The organism is Westiellopsis prolifica IICB1, from assembly GCF_004323185.1.
GTDB lineage: Bacteria > Cyanobacteriota > Cyanobacteriia > Cyanobacteriales > Nostocaceae > Pelatocladus > Pelatocladus prolificus_A.
In genome coordinates, this window is sequence record NZ_NAPS01000001.1 from 936,256 (window position 1) to 952,640 (window position 16,385).

The following is a 16,385-nucleotide window of genomic DNA, read 5'->3' on the forward strand; positions in this document are numbered from 1 at the left end:
TTGACCATTGACCATTGACCATTGACCATTGACCATTGACTCTATAAGCACAATGATTCAAATTCAAAAATTCAAAAGATTAACTGTTTGGGCGTTAGTTGGCTTATTGACAAGTTGGATTGTCAGTTGTGGCACAGGTAATGTTAACCCAAGCACAAAACAGGCATCTTCGGGAGCCGCAAGAATTGAGTTTTGGACTATGCAACTCAAACCTCAATTTACAGACTACTTCCAAAGCCTAATTACTACTTTTGAATCGCAAAATTCAGGTATAAAGGTTAACTGGGTGGATATCCCTTGGGCAGAAATGGAAAACAAAATTTTAACAGCTGTATCCGCAAAAACGCCACCTGATGTTGTAAACTTAAATCCAGATTTTGCATCTCAATTAGCAAGTAGAAACGCTTGGTTCGATTTAGATACAAAAGTCCCAAATGACGTACGTTCCTCATATCTACCGAATATATGGAAAGCTAGCACGCTGAATGGTAAGAGTTTTGGAATACCTTGGTATCTCACCACACGGCTAACTATTTATAACACTGATTTATTAAAACAGGCAGGTATTAATAAGCCACCTATTACTTATGCTGAATTGGCACAAGTAGCCCAACAAATAAAAGATAAAACTGGTAAGTATGCATTTTTTGTAACTTTTGTCCCGCAAGATTCTGGTGAAGTTTTAGAATCTTTTGTGCAGATGGGAGTTACTTTAGTTGATGCCCAAGGTAAAGCTGCTTTTAATTCTGCTCAAGGTAAAGCAGCATTTCAGTACTGGGTAGATCTTTACAAAAAAGGTCTACTGCCAAAAGAAGTATTGACACAAGGACATCGTCATGCTATCGAATTATATCAATCTGGAGAAACAGCCTTACTAGCTTCAGGTCCAGAATTTTTGAAACAAATTGCTAATAATGCACCTGCGATCGCAAAAGTTTCAGCCATAGCACCTCAAATTACTGGCGAAACTGGTAAGAAAAATGTGGCTGTGATGAATGTAGTTATTCCTCGTGATACCAAACAACCAGACGCAGCTGTCAAATTTGCTCTATTTGTTACCAATGACCAAAATCAGCTAGCCTTTGCTAAACAAGCAAATGTTCTACCTTCCACAGTCAAGGCTTTATCTGATGACTATTTTAAAAAAATACCAGCAAACGCCCCCACAATAGATAAAGCTAGAGCGATTAGTGCTAGTCAAATGCAACAAGCAGAAGTACTAACACCTACTTTGAAAAATTTCAATATCCTACAAAAAGCAATTTATGAGAACCTGCAAGCAGCAATGTTAGATGAGAAGACAGTAGATAAAGCTGTAGAAGATGCAGCACAGGAGTGGAATAGTCGTCAATAGTTAAAGGGATCGGGGAGCGGGGAATGGGGTATAAGGGGTTTTGGGATTTGGGATAGAGTTTTTTGTTCTCTGGCTTCGATTGGCTTCGATTGGCTTCGATTGGCTCCGATAATAAATAAAGCAAAACCGGATAAATTATAGATGGGTTTTTTGTCTATATTTATCCGGTTGCATTTTTGCTTGAGTGTGAAAAATCTCTTGGTTTTTTGATTTAACTCATAGGCTATCCTATTTAATCGATTTCAAATTTATCGAGTAGCTTCTTTCCGTAAATCACAGCGGCGACAGTAACAGTATCTCCCTGAATGTGATAGATGATTCGATAGCTGTATGCCAAATGTTCTCTGATATTATCGTTACCTAACTCTGGTACAATGCGACCAGAAAAAGGTTCCTTGCTTAAGTTACTTGTTGTGTCAAGTATCTTCTTGACTACTGTCGCAGCATAGGAAGCCGAGTCACGACCTATATATATGGCAATTGCTTCTACATCATCTAATGCTTTGGGAGACCATTCTACTTGATAAGCCATTTGTTCAATCGTTCTTCGGCCTCACTTAGGGTTCTGGTTGCTTGGTGTTCGGCTACTTCTAAACCGCGCCGGACTTTTTCAATGACGTACAAATGATATTGGACATCTTCTATAGAACAATTATCGGGTAATTGGTTCAAAAGAGATTGTATCTTTTGTTTTGTAGAACTCATAATGTAATTTCTAATTAATTTATATTGCAATATAGGCAAGTGGGCAATGCCCACCTTATACATTGTTAAAAATTCTCGAAGTTTTTGATCGATTCCTTAATTTTATCTAAAACTTCGTCCACAGGTATAGTCCCTAATTCACCATTTGCACGAGTGCGGATACTCAAAGAATTAGTTTCTACTTCTTTGGCGCCGATCACGGCCATGATGGGGATCTTTTCTTTTTCAGCATTGCGAATGAGTTTACCCAGGCGATCGCCACTGGTATCAACTTCTGCTCGAATACCTATAGCTGTCATTTTTGCTGCTACTTCTTTGGCAAAATCGAGCTGCACTTCGCTGACTGGCAATAATCTAGCTTGTACTGGTGCTAACCACAAAGGGAAATCTCCAGCATATTCTTCGATTAAAATACCAATGAGTCTTTCTAAGGAACCAAAAGGCGCACGGTGAATCATCACTGGACGTTTACGAGAACCATCTTCAGCGACGTACTCCAAATCAAACCTTTCTGGCAAGTTGTAATCTACTTGCACAGTTCCTAGTTGCCACTCCCGCTCTAGAGCATCGCGGACGATAAAATCTAGTTTGGGGCCGTAAAAAGCAGCCTCACCAATTCCCTCAAAGTGATCCATTCCCAAAGTTTCGACAGAGCGACGAATGGCGCTTTCAGCTTTGTCCCAAGCTTCGTCCGAACCAATATATTTATCGCTAGCCGGATCGCGAAAACTCAGTCGTGCTTTAAAGTTATGATCGAGTTTTAGAGTTTTAATCACTGACAAGATCAAATCTACGACGTTGAGGAATTCGCTGTCTAGTTGCTCTGGGGTGACAAATATGTGAGCATCGTCTTGAGTAAAGCCTCGTACTCGCGTTAAACCGCCCAATTCCCCAGATTGCTCGAAGCGGTAGACAGTACCAAATTCCGCCAACCGTATCGGTAACTCTCGATAAGAACGTAATTCGCTCTTATATATTTGAGTGTGAAAAGGACAATTCATGGCTTTGAGAACAAAGCCTTGCTCATGGCTCGCTGCTTCTTCATTTTCTGCCATCATCGGGAATAAGTCTTCTTTATACTTCTGCCAATGGCCAGAGGTTTTAAATAAATCGACTCTACCGATATGGGGAGTGATCACTGGCTGATAGCCGCGTTTAATTTGTTCTTGCTTGAGGAAGTCTTCTAGAATACTCCGTAGTAAGGTTCCTTTGGGTGTCCATAATGGTAATCCTGGCCCTACTAAGTCGGAAAAGATAAATAATCCTAATTCTTTACCTAATTTACGGTGATCGCGTCGTAATGCTTCTTCTTTACGCCGCTTATACTCTGTTAGCTGTTCTGGGTTTTCCCACGCAGTCCCGTAGATGCGTTGTAGTTGTGCTTTGGTTTCGTCTCCACGCCAGTAAGCACCAGCAACGCTTTCTAAATCAATAGCTTTTGGGTTTAACTCCTTAGTATTCTCTACATGGGGTCCAGCACACAAATCCCACCATTCATTACCCAAGTGATAAATTGTAATCGGTTCTTCTTTGATATCCGCCAGTATTTCTAGCTTATAAGGTTCGTTAATTGCTTTAATCCGGCGTTCAGCTTCTTCTCGACTAACTTCTTCTCTAACTACTGGCAGTTTACGATTGATAATCTTATCCATCTCTTTTTTGATGGCTTTAAGATCTTTGTCGGTAAATGCTTCTGGACTATCAAAATCGTAGTAAAAGCCGTTTTCAATCCACGGACCAATTGTAACTTGTGCCTTGGGAAACAGCTTTTGCACCGCCATCGCCATGACGTGAGATGTGGTGTGACGAATTTTTTTTAAGTTTTCTGATTCGCTAGTACGTGGTAAATAAATTTTTTTCTCTATTTGTTCTGATGGACTCGATTGTTCAGAAGACGACATTGGCTGCTGATCCATTGGCGAGGTAATTATTTACGAGTAATTTTCGACTAAGAGGACTGACATATATATTAGCGACCTTGAGGGAATTGGGGATCAGGGATCGGGGATCAGGGATTGGGGATTGGGGATTGGGGATTGGGGATTAACGATTTAGAGAAATAATCAGGGATTAAAGATTCGCGAATTAATAAAAAGAATAATTAAATAATTCCTGATCCCTGATCCCTGATCCCCAATCCCTGATCCCCGATCCACAGATGAGTTTTTATATAAATTTTGGAGGTTTTATGTTTTCAATCTTTATTACTTAATCTTATTTCTATTTTCCCTAAATACTTAAAAAATATTTAAATTATTCTCCTTTGATCTGCCTTAAGAATCCTTACAAAAATTTTTGCATCTATATATAATATTAATATGTAATACAAAATACAGTTTTTTACAAAATTGTAACCTATGAGTGATATATTCTAAATGTTAAGAATCGTAAATAGCGTTAATATTAGTAAGAAAGTTAGAAATATGCTTGTCAATTATGCGAGACTCAAATTTACCAGAGCCTGAGTTGCTAAAGACAGTTTTGCAACCGCTGTTGGAAGATTTTCAGTATTGGTTTGCGCGATCGCGTAACTTGCTGGAAACAGAGCAACTGAATTTTCTGAGTAGCCAGGAGCAATTTGCTTTGCTAGAGCGAGTCAAGCAAGCCCAAGAAGAGGTGAACACAGCCAAGATGCTGTTTAGTGCAACAGAAGGACAAGTTGGGATTGATATGGCAACATTAATGCCTTGGCATCAATTGTTATCGCAATGCTGGAAAGTAGCGATGTATTTCCGGAGTGAACACGCAAATTCACCACAGCAAGACGGTGTATAAATAACAGAAGCTCAAAAACCTTTAACAAGATTTTTACTTAAGTGAGTTATGTAACTTATAAGACACTAATTTTTGATTTACAAATTAAGACCGCAAACATAGGCTTAGGAACAGAGTTTTTGGTGGTTTGCCATAGTTTTTAAATAAAACTAGGCGAAACAAATCGTTGTCACAAATGATTTTAAGATTTTTGCCCCTGGAGGAAAACCCGATGTTACATCTGCTTTATATTCTGGCTTTTACAATTCTTGCTTTTATCGCTGTTGGCAATTTAATCCGCAATTTAATCATGTTCAGTTTTGATAGAGACCGGAGTTATCCAGCTAGGTACTCGTCAATGGCAAATCAAGGTAACTATCCCCACATAACATCAAGAAAGGGACTCACACCTCATCCAGAATTGTTAGATAGTTCTGGCAATCTAATTAAAGAACCCTTGTTAGTCATGCGTTCTATCAACGTCGATGATGCTCGTCAACAACTTGATGCTCTTTACGAATCTTCACCAGGACAGAAAAGAGAAAGTCAAGAGGAAAGTTAGGGATCGGGGATCGGGGATCGGGTAAGAATCTAGTCCCTAGTTCCTAATCCCTAACCCTTAATTTCTTCTCTAGTCTAGGCTTCGATGACTACCCGGAGATTACCGCGTTTTTTGGCGACGCGGCAAGCTGTGGTGTTACCGGAACGCTCGAATTCTAAATCAAGGATGGTGGGACCGACTCGCAAATTATGCAGGGACAAGCGTTTAATTGACTCTGGTAAAGCAGGGTCGATAATTCGTAAGCAGTTGTTGGGCGCATCTGGGACTAGATTCACCATCATATGCAGCAACTGAAAAACACTACCTGTAGCCCAAGCTTGGGGTGTACAAGCAACTGGATACTGTACAGGACAGCTGTCATCAGTGGTACGCTCGAAACCGCAAAACAACTCTGGAGGGCGATTATAAGACTGCTTTTTAGTCATGTCGAATAAACCTTCAAAAAGTTCCAAGGCTTGATCGACTAAACCGAGCGATCGCAATCCCATGGCAATTAAAGAATTATCATGGGGCCAGACAGAACCAATATGGTATCCCATCGGATTATAAGCAGGTGACAAGCTGCTGAGGGTGCGAATACCCCAGCCATTAAACATATCTGGTGCGCGTAAGCGTTCGGCGACACTGTAAGCTTTTTCTGGCGTAAAAATACCCAAGTGTAGACAATGACCAGGATTGGAGGTAATACTGTCTACCTGTTTCCCATCTCCATCTAAAGCTAAAGCACAGAAATCTTGGTCTTCCATCCAAAAATCTCTGTTGAAGCGCAGTTTAAGATTTTTGGCTTCTTCTAGCCAACGATCTGATAAATCTAAGCGCTTTTTCATTCTAGCAATTTCTGCCAAACGCATTTTGGCTGCGTAGACGTAACCTTGGACTTCACAAAGAGCGATCGCCCCGTTGGCTAAATCGCCTTTACGATTGACAATACAATCACCAGAATCTTTCCAGCCTTGGTTAGCTAAACCACGTTTGGATTTACGCTGATAGCTGAGGTAGCCAGTTTCTTTAATGTTGCGATCAATCCAATCCATCGCTGCCAATGCATTCGGCCATAAGTATTCTAAAGTTTCTGTATCATGTGTCCATGCATAATACTCGGCGTATAGCATCAGCCACAAAGGAGTAGCATCAACAGTACCATAGTATGGAGTGTGGGGGATTTCCTGACACCGGGCTAATTCTCCCAAACGTAATTCGTGGAGAATTTTACCTGGTTGTTCGTCGCGCCACTCATCTTCGGCTTTACCTTGATATTTAGATAACAGAATCAGAGTTTCTTTGGCAATTTCAGGATTTAGCATCAAAGTTTGGGAAGCTGTGATGATAGAATCCCGACCAAATAATGCTGAATACCAAGGTACTCCCGCCGACACAGTTTTATATTTGCCAAAGGACTGACGCAACAAATACATGTCTTCTTCGGCGCGTTCAATCACACGATTGACAACACCTTTTTCGTCCGTGCGAATACGTGTAATTTGTTGCACCCAATTTTGCTCTTCCATGATCTCAGCAGCTTTTGCTTGACCCAAGGTAACAGGAGCGCTGACAGTAGAACTGGGCTTGTTATTTGTGAGCATATTGACTCGATAGCCCAATTTTTGTTTTTCGTGCGATGCTAACTCTAGCTGCCAAATTGCGGTGTAACCTTTGAAAGTGTCTGGTAGTCGATGCTGGAAATTAATCCGAGATTCCATCACCAAGCCATCTACACCCTGGTAAGCCAGTGTTAAAGATTTATCGTCGGATGCAGCAGGGTGAATTTTCAGAGGTGAAGCACCATCCAAGGAAACTGCTGTATCTTCCTCAAAAGTCGGCTCAATCAGACGCAAAAGCTTTCCTCGCTTTTCTCTACCAAAACCTCTGACTTCAAATAAATCAGCAAAATCGCCATCAAAGCTAATACTCAGTTCAAAATTGATTGTACTTGTGCTATAATTCGATACTTCTAATTCCTCAAAAAGTGCGCCATTCAGGACTAGTTCTCGGCGGATCCCGATTGTTTCAGCTTGGAGGCGATCATCGATTCTCGGATTAGTACATAAAACTGACAGTGAAAAACCCTTGTCAGCAGTACTACTTAATAACACAGGCGATCGCCCATCAATTTGCAACTCTAAGCGGCTCAAAAATCGTGTATCAGCACAAAATAGCCCCATACTAGGGTTGCCTTCAGTGAGCGAACACGCAGAAATATTACCTAGAGTATCTGTAACGAAAAATAAGTCATCATCTTTAACAGTCAGTGTCAACTGCGCTCTTTCGCTAATGACACAAGGCCATTCAGGTATAGGTAGTAGTTCTGCGGGGACAAAAGTTTTTCCATCCAGAAAAATCCTCTCCGGTGTCATCAATATATCCGGTGTCATCAGCCAGTATTCCGTATAAAATATATATTTTTCAGGTTCAGTTGAGCGTCAACATCAAAAAAGACGCGTGATCAAAACTTTGTGAGTTATGCTACCAAAAATAAATGATAATCACATTTAGCTAGTGGGCAAAAACGCATCAAAGTCAGATTATCAAATCTTTATAATTCTAAAGTGAAATAAAAATTTGCGTAGAAAAACACAAAACACAGGAACTTTCATCTCAATTTTTTGATTGAGTTTTTGAGTTTCTCGGCAATGAATCTTGTTCATTGTTCCGCCTCCACGACTTTTGCGTGATTGCGTTCTTACCCAATTTACAGCGTCGCTCTGCTGGCAGTGTTCACCATTCTTTACATATTGCAACGAAATGCTTGATTTGAAAGGCCGTTGTAATTTGTACAATGCAGCTGTGACGTGAATCATGTCCAGAATTGTGGCTCTTTTAGGACGTTCATGAGCATTTCAACTTCCGTGCTGAGTGATTTGCTACAGGCTATACCCAACCTGCGGCCCCAACTATACTTCAAAGCATCGCTAACAGCCTTATCCCACGCGATGGAGGATCAGGTTTTAGCTGCTACTCTAGAGCAGCCTTTGATAATTGCTAGCTTTCAAAGAGAGCGATTTTATCGTCAGGAAGCTCATCGCTATCAGCGACTTGCCCAGCGAAGTAATCAGGTATATGTATTATCTGCGCCAGAAACTGATTTTACTAACAGCTCGGAATTTTACGAAAAGGTCGCTTTTGAACCAGATGATGCTCTCAGCCAAGAGTGGCATTTGGTAGTCATAGCTCAAAACTATGCTACTTGTTTAGTCTGTCGGGAAAGTCTTGGTTCTTTAGCTAAGAATAGGGAAATACGAGAATTAAGCCCTGGTTTGGATATGGACGCGGCGCGAAGATTTGAAGGAATTTGGACAGCGGAACGGGGAGTCAGCCTCAAAGCTGCCGAACTTTTGCTAAAGCGGATTTTAGCCTATAGACCAGAGTTAAGAGATAAAATCGATCAAGCATGTCAGCGCTTTGGTCTCGGAGGGCGCAAGAGTAGCAACAGAGCCAAGCAATTACTGAGTGAATACGCTTGCGATATTGATACCGATCCGTTTGTGCAACGTTTAGTGACTTATTTGCAAGCGAGTCAATACAAATTGCATAAAGCTTACCGTTCGATTTCTGCCCAAGCACGAAAAGAAAGATTAGTCAACTCAATTAGTACCGCAATTAGGCGATCGCTCGATCCTCACGAAATTCTCAGGGTAGCAGCCCAAGAATTAGGACAAAACTTAGGGGCTTGTCGTTGTTTAATTTACCGCGCTCAAGCTACAGACGCCCAAGCCATCATTGAACACGAGTTTTTAATTCCCGGTGTTTTGTCTTTTTTGGGACAAACTTGGCCTTTAGAAAACAATCCTCTGTTTGAGGAAGTGGTCATCCAGAGTGAAGGTGTCCGAGTTGTTGATACTTTCAACGACTCGCGGGTAATTAACTCGAAAGCGCTGTGGCAAATTGTCGAGAGATATGGGATTCGCTCTTGGCTGATGGAACCAGTGCTTTTTCAAGGGCGGCTATTGGGTATAGTAGAATTGCATTATTGTGGTGAAACTCCCCATGATTGGCAGGCTGGTGAATTAGATTTAGTAGAAGCGATCGCCACTCACATCGGAACTGCTCTAATTCAAGCCGAAGCCTACGCCAATCTTGGAGAACTCAACAAACAATTAGAAGCCCTAGATCGTACACGTAGCAACCTGATCGCCATCACCGGTCATGAATTACGTACACCTCTATCCACAATTCAGGTGTGCTTGGAAAGTCTGGCTACCGAACCAGATATGCCCTTAGAATTGCGCCAGGTAATGCTAAACACCGCTCTTTCCGACTCCGAACGGATGCGAAAGCTGATCCAAGATTTCCTCACGCTTTCCAACTTAGAAAGTGGGCGAGTAGAATGGCATCCTGAATCACTAACCTTACAAGAGTGTGTCGATTTAGCCCTAAGTCGTCTTCGCACCCGCTTGGCAGGGGATGAAAAATTGCCCCAGATTACAACAGAATTAGCACGTAACCTACCTTTAGTCAAAGCTGACGGTGATTGGTTGGTCGAAGTCATCGCCAAACTCGTAGACAACGCTTGCAAATTCACACCACCCAATGGGCTAATTACCATCAAAGCCGTTCGCAATGACGCGCCAATGGTTGAAGTCACTGTAGCAGACACAGGACGAGGTATTGAACCCAATCGCTTAGAAATTGTATTTGACCGCTTTTATCAAGAAGAGGGAGCGCTCAGACGTAGCACAGGCGGTACAGGTCTGGGTTTAGCAATATGTCGTCAAATTGTCAATGGCTGGGGAGGTGATATTTGGGCAGAATCCGAGGGCAAAAACCAGGGTAGTCAGTTTCATTTCACCATACCCATCGTTGAGGTTAATCCAAAATCCAAAATCTAAAATCTAAAATTCAAAATTGTTTGACCAACTGTTACAGTTCCTTACACAATCGCCATATGTCCCCATCAGCGGTGTTACGATGCCGTAAAAACGTTGAGAGACGCTTTATGGCAGAAACACTTTCTGGACAAACTCCGAAATTTGGCGGCAGCACTGGCGGTCTGCTCAAAAAAGCAGAAGTCGAAGAAAAATACGCTATCACTTGGACTAGCCCGAAAGAGCAAGTCTTTGAAATGCCTACAGGTGGCGCTGCCGTTATGTCGCAAGGACAAAACTTGCTATATTTAGCTCGTAAAGAGCAATGCATTGCTCTAGGTGGACAACTCCGGAAATTCAAAATCACAGATTACAAAATTTACCGGATTTATCCTAACGGCGAAACGGTCTACATTCATCCGGCTGATGGTGTCTTCCCTGAGAAAGTCAACGCAGGTCGGGAGAAAGTACGTTACAACGATCGCAGAATCGGTCAAAATCCCAGTCCTTCTAAAGTCAAGTTCAGTGGCACAGCTACCTACGACGCTCCTTAATTGATACTGAATTAAGGAAATAGTCACTAACGCAGACACGGTAAACTAAAGACACGGAGATACGGGGAAAATGTTTCTCAAACTTTCTCCGTTTCGCCGCGTCTTTTAGTCTCCGCGTTTGCCCTATATTGCTAACCTAACTAGAGTTTGCTGAAAATAATTAAGAATTAATAACTAAAGTAGTACAAGTTCTGAAATATAAAATATAAAATCTATCCAGCCCTACAGTCAGCTCTTCGTAGGGCTAGTGTTATTTTATGGTTTGGCTTTAGTGTTTAATCATTGAAATAAGTGCCTAAATAAATTAATTACACCTCATAGATATGGAAACAAGAAATAAAGATTAGGGAAAAGAAAATCCACACCCATTCCCTGTTCTCTGTTCCCTGTTCCCTGTTCCCTGTTCCCTGTTCCCTGTTCCCTGTTCCCTGTTCCCTGTTCCCTGTTTTTGATGATTTTATGATTTTCCCTGATTTCTCTCAATTCTGCGAATTAGCTAAAAATGGTAATTTTGTCCCGGTATATCAGGAATGGGTAGCAGATTTAGATACACCAGTTTCCGCTTGGTATAAAGTTTGTGCTGGACAACCTTATAGTTTTTTGTTGGAATCGGTAGAAGGTGGAGAAAATATCGGGCGTTATAGTTTGTTGGGTTGTGATCCACTGTGGATTTTAGAAGTTAGGGGCGATCGCACGACTCAAATGCACCGTGATGGTTCACAAGTTGTATTTACGGGTGATCCATTTGCAGCTTTAACAAAATGTTTAGAACCTTTTTATCCTGTGAAATTACCCCAGCTACCACCGGGAATTGGTGGTTTATTTGGGTTTTGGGGGTATGAATTAATCAATTGGATTGAGCCGCGTGTACCAATTCATCCACAAGATGACCGTAATATTCCTGATGCTGTGTGGATGCAGGTAGACCATCTGTTAATTTTTGACCAAGTGAAGCGGAAAATTTGGGCTGTTGCTTACGCCGATTTGCGTGATCCAGATGTAGATTTACAAACAGCCTATCAAAAGGCTTGCGATCGCGTGACTCGCATGGTCGATAAATTATCTCTGCCTTTATCTGGACAAAATACTTTATTAGAATGGAATCCTCCAGGAAGTAACAGAGTAACGGAAGTACCAGGAGTAGAAGAGTATCAGAGTAATTTCACCCGTCAGAAATTTTGTAACAGCGTTCAAAAGGCAAAAGAATACATCAAAGCTGGGGATATCTTTCAGGTAGTAATTTCCCAGCGCTTATCAACAGAATACACAGGCGATCCTTTTGCTTTGTATCGTTCTCTGCGTCAGATTAATCCTTCTCCTTACATGGCATTTTTCAACTTCCAGGATTGGCAAATTATTGGTTCGAGTCCAGAAGTCATGGTAAAAGCCGAACGCGATTTTGAAGGAGATTTATTGGCTACAGTGCGTCCGATTGCTGGTACTCGTCCACGGGGTAAAACACCCCAGCAAGACATAGCTTTAGCAGAAGAATTACTCAAAGATCCCAAAGAAATAGCCGAACATGTCATGCTTGTTGACTTGGGACGTAATGATTTAGGGCGTGTGTGCCAAAGCGGTACGGTGAAGGTAGATGAGTTAATGATCATTGAACGCTACTCCCATGTGATGCACATTGTTAGCAATGTAGTGGGTAAATTAGCACCTGGTAAAACAGCTTGGGATTTACTCAAAGCTTGTTTCCCAGCTGGAACAGTTAGCGGCGCACCCAAAATTCGCGCAATGGAGATTATCAATGAGTTAGAACCGAGCCGGCGCGGTGTGTATTCCGGTGTGTATGGATATTACGATTTTGAAGGACAATTGAATTCTGCGATCGCCATTCGCACAATGATTCTACGGAATAATACGGTATATGTCCAAGCCGGCGCAGGGTTGGTAGCTGATTCTGAACCAGAAAAAGAATACGAAGAAACTTTGAATAAAGCTAGAGGTTTGTTAGAAGCAATACGTTGTTTGCGTTAAAAATATAAATATAAAAATTTATTGACTAACCAATGAAGCAGAATCTTGATCCAAAAATAATGTTGCTTGAGAATATTTGCGAAGAACAGAAGCAGGACAAGCTGTACTAATATTTTCTTGTAGCATCTGTTGCACTATTTTAGCTTTATGCTTTCCTGGTGCAAGACAGAAAATTTTGTTTGCAGAGCAAATCATGGGAATCGTAACTGTAAAAGCATATTTTGGTACAGCTTCTAAACTTGGAAAATGGCCTTGCTTGACTTGCTGTTCGTGATTAGCTTGATCTAATTTCACTAATTTCACACTGTCAGCATCTTGGAAATTAGCCACAGATGGATCGTTGAAAGCAATGTGTCCGTTTTCTCCCACACCTAAACAACATAAATCAATTGGTTGTGCTTGCAATAATTTGCTGTAGCGATCGCATTCTACTAGAGGTTCTAAAGCGTTACCTTCGATATAGTGAAATTCTTTCAAATTGACTCGTTTGTGAAAACGTTCTCGTAGATAGTGTCGAAAACTAGCAGGATGATCAGCAGAAATTCCTAAGTATTCATCCAAATGGAAACAAGTAACCCGTGACCAATCTATACCACCGAATGCTATCAATGCATTGAGAAATTTTATCTGAGAATTACCTGTGGCTAGCAATACAGCAGCATGACCATTTTTTTGGAGGATTTCTTGTAAATAATTCCGGGCAATTTCTGCTACATTATCGGCTAATTCAGTTTCACACTTGTAAATTTGCACATTCAGGTCATCAACACGAAAAACTTTTTTGGTGACTGGCATTGAATTATCAAAAATATAGTTTATTGTTTATAGACTCTTGGTTACATTTGAATTCTAATTGAACCGCCCTTCGGGTTCGCCAGTCCCCCTACCCTTACGGGAAGCCGCTCCGCGTCTACGTGACGGAAACCGCCAAGACGGGGGCTGGTCTCACCAAGACGCCGAGAACGCCAAGGATTAATAGAGTGTGCGTAAGTTCTACAATTAAATGGTAAACAGATAAAAAGAACCGCTCTAATCGCTACAATAAAGATTTGCAGTATTCTGCATCGAGATTATGAAACTTCCTATCGTAGCTATTATTGGTCGCCCGAATGTGGGTAAATCGACTTTTGTCAATCGTTTGGCGGGAGAGCAATCTGCTATTGTTTATGATCAACCGGGAGTAACGCGCGATCGCACATACTTACCTGCTTTTTGGCGCGATCGTGAATTTATGGTTGTCGATACTGGTGGTTTAGTCTTTAATGATGACACCGAATTTTTACCATTAATTCGCCAACAAGCTATGGCTGCGCTTGCGGAAGCCAGTGCGGCAATTTTTGTAGTTGACGGTATGACTGGATCGACAGCAGCTGACGAAGAAATCGCTACATGGTTACGACAACAACCTGTACCCGTGCTGTTGGCTGTAAATAAATGTGAATCTCCAGAACAAGGTTTAATCCAAGCTGCTGAATTTTGGAATTTAGGATTAGGTGAACCTTTCGCCGTCTCTGCTATTCATGGTAGTGGTACGGGAGATTTGCTAGATGTATTGGTAAATTATTTACCACCAATTCAAAATATTCCAGACATTGATGAAATCAAAATCGCAATTGTCGGACGCCCAAATGTCGGAAAATCAAGCTTATTGAATGCTTTTGTTGGTGAACAGAGAGCAATTGTTAGCCCAATTTCTGGTACTACCCGCGATGCAATTGATACTAAGATAGAACGTGATGGTAAAACCTATCTTTTGATCGACACCGCCGGAATTCGCAAAAAGAAAAACGTAGAATATGGGCCTGAGTTTTTTAGTATTAACCGCGCTTTTAAAGCAATTCGTCGCGCCGATGTAGTTTTATTGGTTGTTGATGCTATTGATGGTGTTACTGAACAAGACCAAAAATTAGCTGGACGGATAATCGAAGAAGGTCGGGCCTGTGTTCTTGTGGTCAATAAGTGGGACGCGGTAGACAAAGACTCTTATACTATCTACGATTACGAAAAACATTTGCAAGAAAGGCTGCATTTTACTGAGTGGTCGGAAACTATTTTTGTTAGCGCTTTGACTGGACAAAGAGTAGAGAAGATTTTGGAATTGGTGGAGCAAGCAGCGGAGGAACATAAGCGTCGCGTCAGTACGTCGGTAATCAACGAAGTTCTAGAGGAAGCTGTTCGCTGGCATTCACCATCAGTCAGCCGTAGTGGCAAACAAGGTAAAATTTATTACGGTACACAAGTTACCACTCGGCCACCGACAATAGCATTGTTTGTCAATGATGCTAAACGTTTTAACGATAACTACCGCCGCTATATCGAACGACAATTCCGACAGCAATTAGGATTTAAGGGTACGCCGATCCGATTCTTCTGGCGGAGTAAAAAAGCACGAGATGTGGAAAATGCTAGTAATAATAGAGCAGCCCGCGTGTAATTATTGTTATTTGTCATTTGTCATTCGGATTTTAGATTTTGGATTGGTTCTTTATGAAATCTAGGAGCTTGTACCATCAACAGATGAGCAGCCAATTGACCAATGATAAATAACCAATAACCAATCACCAATGACACTTGACCAATGACCAATGACCAATGACTAAACATGGATTTACTGCGATCGCTACCAATAGGTCTTTATCTAGAACAACCGCAAACTTGGTTACATAAACTTGACCCACGTGTCAAGTTTATCTGGTTGATGAGCTTTCTCACAACCTACATTTTTGCTAACAACTTGTGGCGAGTGTTACTAGTAGCATTGTTGATTCTTGCTACCTTAATCGCTAGAATTCCTAAGCGAGTTTGGCAGCAGCAGATGGGCTGGTTACTAATGCTATGCTTTTTTGTGTTAGTGATTGGTGCTATTAGCCCTGATGGTTTGGGTATAAGCTATCAACCACGCTTACCAGCTAACGATTTCATCTTAACTCAGCAACCAAATCCAACTATTTCTGCAACTGCAACTGCAACTGCAACTTCAACTAGTAAAACCTTACCCACTCACAAGCAACAAAAATATAGTTACGTACTATTTGAAAAAGGCGCAATCAAAGTAACTCGTCGTTCTTTATATTTAGCAATCAGCCTAAGTACAATATTATTTACTGTTATTTATAGTACTAATTTATATCTATTAACAACCGCACCAGAAGAAATCACAGCCGCTCTCGAAAGCTTAATGCAACCGCTACAAAGGTTTAATATACCTGTAACTGAAATTACATTAATGTTGACTTTATCGTTACGGTTTATACCTTTGGTATTAGAAGAAATTCAGAATTTAGTTCGCTCTGTCATGACAAGAGCAATAAATTGGAAAAAATTGGGATTCAAAGGAGCAACCAAAGTTTGGATGCTAGTAGCAGAGAGGCTTTTGGAAAATCTACTACTAAGAGCAGAACAAATGGCGAATGCAATGATGGTAAGAGGTTTTACCAGCCCCAATGAACATCGAGTCCAATGGCACGATTTACGCCTCAAAAGACGTGACGGGCTAGCTATTGCAGCTTTAATTATCTTTTGGGGAGTACGGTTGGCGATCGGTAGCGAGATTTAGTGGAAGTTGGGAGACTGATCAATTAAAAATTAAAAATTGGTAAGAGGAACAAGGGAGAAAAGGAGGACAACGGAGACAACGGAGACAAGGAGAACAAGGGAGACAACGGAGACAA

14 protein-coding genes are annotated in these 16,385 nt (G+C 41.3%); 8 read left to right on the forward strand and 6 right to left on the reverse strand.

The annotated features are described in order from the left end of the window. Positions 1 to 52: 52 nt before the first annotated feature. Positions 53 to 1,354, forward strand: coding sequence for an ABC transporter substrate-binding protein (locus tag B4U84_RS04015; protein WP_131115688.1), 1,302 nt, complete (start codon positions 53 to 55; stop codon positions 1,352 to 1,354). A 232-nt stretch (positions 1,355 to 1,586) separates the two neighbouring features. Here B4U84_RS04015 and B4U84_RS04020 read toward each other — a convergent pair whose 3' ends face one another. The 3 genes from B4U84_RS04020 to thrS form a co-directional block, all read right to left on the reverse strand. After that, entirely contained in the window at positions 1,587 to 1,886 is a 300-nt protein-coding gene (locus tag B4U84_RS04020) for a type II toxin-antitoxin system RelE/ParE family toxin (protein ID WP_017309657.1), read from the reverse strand. Continuing rightward, positions 1,871 to 2,059: a hypothetical protein gene (locus tag B4U84_RS04025; protein ID WP_016859040.1), complete on the reverse strand. Its 189-nt coding sequence runs from the start codon at positions 2,057 to 2,059 to the stop codon at positions 1,871 to 1,873. Before B4U84_RS04025 ends, B4U84_RS04020 begins: the two co-directional genes overlap by 16 nt. Before the next feature lie 65 nt (positions 2,060 to 2,124). Beyond that, positions 2,125 to 3,975 carry a threonine--tRNA ligase gene (gene thrS, locus B4U84_RS04030; RefSeq protein WP_131115690.1) on the reverse strand — a complete coding sequence of 617 codons (1,851 nt, stop codon included), beginning with the start codon at positions 3,973 to 3,975 and terminating at the stop codon, positions 2,125 to 2,127. A 520-nt stretch (positions 3,976 to 4,495) separates the two neighbouring features. Between thrS and B4U84_RS04035 the strand changes: the two genes are divergently transcribed. Together B4U84_RS04035 and B4U84_RS04040 are read left to right on the forward strand one after the other, a co-directional pair. Then, positions 4,496 to 4,834, forward strand: a complete 339-nt coding sequence (locus tag B4U84_RS04035) for a DUF2605 domain-containing protein (RefSeq protein WP_131115692.1) — start codon at positions 4,496 to 4,498, stop codon at positions 4,832 to 4,834. Between the two features lie 211 nt (positions 4,835 to 5,045). Further along, on the forward strand, positions 5,046 to 5,375 hold the full coding sequence (locus B4U84_RS04040; RefSeq protein ID WP_017309653.1) for a DUF2973 domain-containing protein: 330 nt from the start codon (positions 5,046 to 5,048) through the stop codon (positions 5,373 to 5,375). Positions 5,376 to 5,449: 74 nt separating this feature from the next. Here B4U84_RS04040 and B4U84_RS04045 read toward each other — a convergent pair whose 3' ends face one another. Then, a complete protein-coding gene (locus B4U84_RS04045; RefSeq protein ID WP_131115694.1) occupies positions 5,450 to 7,747 on the reverse strand; it encodes an amylo-alpha-1,6-glucosidase in 2,298 nt (765 codons plus the stop codon). Between the two features lie 456 nt (positions 7,748 to 8,203). On the opposite strand from B4U84_RS04045, the gene B4U84_RS04050 reads away from it, so the two are divergent. The 3 genes from B4U84_RS04050 (at position 8,204) to trpE (ending at position 12,714) form a co-directional block, all read left to right on the forward strand. After that, a complete protein-coding gene (locus B4U84_RS04050; protein ID WP_131115696.1) occupies positions 8,204 to 10,201 on the forward strand; it encodes a DICT sensory domain-containing protein in 1,998 nt (665 codons plus the stop codon). A 107-nt stretch (positions 10,202 to 10,308) separates the two neighbouring features. Continuing rightward, positions 10,309 to 10,731, forward strand: coding sequence for a photosystem I reaction center subunit II PsaD (locus tag B4U84_RS04055; protein WP_131115698.1), 423 nt, complete (start codon positions 10,309 to 10,311; stop codon positions 10,729 to 10,731). A gap of 459 nt (positions 10,732 to 11,190) precedes the next feature. After that, a complete protein-coding gene (trpE, locus tag B4U84_RS04060; protein WP_131115700.1) occupies positions 11,191 to 12,714 on the forward strand; it encodes an anthranilate synthase component I in 1,524 nt (507 codons plus the stop codon). Between the two features lie 18 nt (positions 12,715 to 12,732). Here the strand turns inward: trpE and B4U84_RS04065 are convergent, their stop codons facing one another. Beyond that, the gene (locus tag B4U84_RS04065; RefSeq protein ID WP_131115702.1) at positions 12,733 to 13,509 is read right to left on the reverse strand and encodes a glucosamine-6-phosphate deaminase; all 777 of its coding nucleotides are present in this window, start codon (positions 13,507 to 13,509) and stop codon (positions 12,733 to 12,735) included. A 277-nt stretch (positions 13,510 to 13,786) separates the two neighbouring features. On the opposite strand from B4U84_RS04065, the gene der reads away from it, so the two are divergent. Further along, a complete protein-coding gene (gene der, locus B4U84_RS04070; RefSeq protein WP_017309647.1) occupies positions 13,787 to 15,148 on the forward strand; it encodes a ribosome biogenesis GTPase Der in 1,362 nt (453 codons plus the stop codon). Positions 15,149 to 15,168: 20 nt separating this feature from the next. Here der and B4U84_RS30315 read toward each other — a convergent pair whose 3' ends face one another. After that, on the reverse strand, positions 15,169 to 15,318 hold the full coding sequence (locus B4U84_RS30315) for a hypothetical protein (protein WP_165490242.1): 150 nt from the start codon (positions 15,316 to 15,318) through the stop codon (positions 15,169 to 15,171). On the opposite strand from B4U84_RS30315, the gene B4U84_RS04075 reads away from it, so the two are divergent. Beyond that, positions 15,317 to 16,270: an energy-coupling factor transporter transmembrane component T family protein gene (locus tag B4U84_RS04075; RefSeq protein ID WP_017309646.1), complete on the forward strand. Its 954-nt coding sequence runs from the start codon at positions 15,317 to 15,319 to the stop codon at positions 16,268 to 16,270. The genes B4U84_RS30315 and B4U84_RS04075 overlap by 2 nt on opposite strands. Positions 16,271 to 16,385 lie beyond the last annotated feature (115 nt).

What these genes read in the sequence shown, in the direction of transcription:
- B4U84_RS04015 (WP_131115688.1), top strand. Translation starts at nt 53, where the DNA reads ATGATTCAAATTCAAAAATTCAAAAGATTAACTGTTTGGGCGTTAGTT.
- B4U84_RS04020 (WP_017309657.1), bottom strand. Translation starts at nt 1,886, where the DNA reads ATGGCTTATCAAGTAGAATGGTCTCCCAAAGCATTAGATGATGTAGAA.
- B4U84_RS04025 (WP_016859040.1), bottom strand. Translation starts at nt 2,059, where the DNA reads ATGAGTTCTACAAAACAAAAGATACAATCTCTTTTGAACCAATTACCC.
- thrS (WP_131115690.1), bottom strand. Translation starts at nt 3,975, where the DNA reads ATGGATCAGCAGCCAATGTCGTCTTCTGAACAATCGAGTCCATCAGAA.
- B4U84_RS04035 (WP_131115692.1), top strand. Translation starts at nt 4,496, where the DNA reads ATGCGAGACTCAAATTTACCAGAGCCTGAGTTGCTAAAGACAGTTTTG.
- B4U84_RS04040 (WP_017309653.1), top strand. Translation starts at nt 5,046, where the DNA reads ATGTTACATCTGCTTTATATTCTGGCTTTTACAATTCTTGCTTTTATC.
- B4U84_RS04045 (WP_131115694.1), bottom strand. Translation starts at nt 7,747, where the DNA reads ATGACACCGGATATATTGATGACACCGGAGAGGATTTTTCTGGATGGA.
- B4U84_RS04050 (WP_131115696.1), top strand. Translation starts at nt 8,204, where the DNA reads ATGAGCATTTCAACTTCCGTGCTGAGTGATTTGCTACAGGCTATACCC.
- B4U84_RS04055 (WP_131115698.1), top strand. Translation starts at nt 10,309, where the DNA reads ATGGCAGAAACACTTTCTGGACAAACTCCGAAATTTGGCGGCAGCACT.
- trpE (WP_131115700.1), top strand. Translation starts at nt 11,191, where the DNA reads ATGATTTTCCCTGATTTCTCTCAATTCTGCGAATTAGCTAAAAATGGT.
- B4U84_RS04065 (WP_131115702.1), bottom strand. Translation starts at nt 13,509, where the DNA reads ATGCCAGTCACCAAAAAAGTTTTTCGTGTTGATGACCTGAATGTGCAA.
- der (WP_017309647.1), top strand. Translation starts at nt 13,787, where the DNA reads ATGAAACTTCCTATCGTAGCTATTATTGGTCGCCCGAATGTGGGTAAA.
- B4U84_RS04075 (WP_017309646.1), top strand. Translation starts at nt 15,317, where the DNA reads ATGGATTTACTGCGATCGCTACCAATAGGTCTTTATCTAGAACAACCG.
- B4U84_RS30315 (WP_165490242.1), bottom strand. Translation starts at nt 15,318, where the DNA reads ATGTTTAGTCATTGGTCATTGGTCATTGGTCAAGTGTCATTGGTGATT.